Genomic DNA, 2,041 nt, shown 5'->3' with positions numbered 1-2,041 from the left:
TATTTATATAAAAATAATTAAAAAAGATGCAATTATAAAAATTGTATCTTTTTATGTGTGCCAGGCATGGCATATAACTAAACGGTGAAAGTCCGTTGTGGGGGTACATATCGACCAACCACTAGAGAAACACAAGGTTTCCATCGTGAGGTGTGAGCTGGAGGAAGTGCGAAACAAAATCGTGGCTTGATGTATAAAAATCTAATATTAAGGCTGTATAAATGGATAAGGTTGCATAACAAACTAAAGTCCAAAAGATATGCGTAACTTTATGCAGTAAATTAGGCAAGTAAACGAGGAAAGTTATATGTCTTACCCTGGGAGGTCTCATAGACACCAAATCCATAATCTTTAAAACAGTAACTGGTACAGTGGTCGAAAAAGGTTTACTATGAGAAGTCAGCCGACGTCGTAGTAGGTATGGTAAAATACTGAAGGACTGAACAATTTATATAGTTTCTAAAACTATAACTGGAATAAATAATAATCAGAATGTGTTAATAATGGAAATACAAGCGTATCTTGGAGGATAATTAAAAATGATGATTTATTTATTTACGATGAAAGAAAGGAAGAAACAAGTATGGAACTTTTAGAAAAGATACTTAGTGGTGGTAATATTGCTGATGCAATTAATAAAGTAATAGGCAATAAAGGCAGTGCTGGTGTAGATAGAATTAATACAACTGAGTTTATGGAAAGATTTAATAAAGGAGAAATAAATTTTGAAATTATTAAAGAACAAATAAGAAATAGAAAATATAAACCGCAACCAGTACTTAGAGTAGAAATCCCTAAGGAAAATGGTAAGAAAAGAAATCTTGGAATACCTGCGGTAATTGATAGAATTATTCAACAAGCAATAGTGCAAGTACTAAGTCCAATATATGAAGAACAATTTAGTAATAGTAGTTATGGTTTTAGACCAAAACGCTCATGTGAAATGGCTATAGTTAAAGTGTTAGAATTATTTAATGACGGATATACTTGGATAGTAGATATTGACTTAGAAAAATTCTTTGATACAGTTAATCAAGATAGATTAATGAATATTATATCAAAAACTATAAATGATGGTGATGTTATATCATTAATAAGAAAATTCTTACAAAGTGGGGTTATGATAAATGGTGTTATAAATGATACTAATATAGGAACTCCACAAGGAGGAAACTTAAGTCCTTTATTATCTAATATAATGTTGAATGAACTTGATAAAGAATTAGAAGCAAGAGAACTCAATTTTGTTAGATATGCTGATGACTGCTTAATTGTTGTTAAGAGTGAAAAATCTGCAAATAGGGTAATGAATTCTATAAAGACTTTTATAGAAAAGAAACTTGGGTTAAAGGTTAATATTGAAAAGAGTAAAATAGCAAAGCCTAAAGATATTAAATATCTTGGATTTGGATTTTATACAAGTAAACAAGGAACAATTAAATCAAAGCCTCATTTAAAGTCAGTAGAAAAGTTCAAGAGAACGCTGAAAAGATTGACTAACAGAAGTTATAGTATTTCATTAGATGAAAGAATAACGAAACTTAACTATGTTATTAGAGGGTGGATTAATTACTTTAAAATTGCAGATATGAAAGTAGTAACTACAAGGATTGGGGAACTATTAAGGCATAGAATAAGAACAATAATATGGAAATACTGGAAAAAGCCTATGACTAAATATAAGAACCTAAGAAAGTTAGGTATCACACATGAAAGTGCCTATATGGTTGCGAATACAAGAAAAGGCTATTTTTGGGTAGCTAAAACTGTAATACTTCATATGGCTGTATCCAATAAAAGACTAAAACAAAAAGGACTAGTGTTTCCACTAGACCATTATCTAAAAGTACATATTTAAATATAAATTGAACCGCTGTATACGTGAACCGTACGTACAGTGGTGTGAGAGGGAATAAATAAACTAATTATTTATTCTCTACTCTATTTTAATTTGTCTAAAAAACTAGTACCAATAAATGGTGTGGGCACTTTAAAATTATCGCTAATTGTTGCTCCTATATCTGCAAAAGATTCTAATATA

1 protein-coding gene is annotated in these 2,041 nt (G+C 30.0%); it reads left to right on the top strand.

The features are described 5' to 3' along the window. The first annotated feature begins 583 nt into the window (after positions 1 to 583). Entirely contained in the window at positions 584 to 1,858 is a 1,275-nt protein-coding gene (gene ltrA, locus RR409_RS21080) for a group II intron reverse transcriptase/maturase (RefSeq protein WP_332559735.1), read from the top strand. Positions 1,859 to 2,041 lie beyond the last annotated feature (183 nt).

The organism is Clostridium sp. (assembly GCF_036642255.1).
Classification (GTDB): domain Bacteria; phylum Bacillota; class Clostridia; order Clostridiales; family Clostridiaceae; genus Clostridium_J.
The sequence above is the reverse complement of the archived record's forward strand: the minus strand, read 5'-3'. Positions and strand labels throughout refer to the sequence as shown.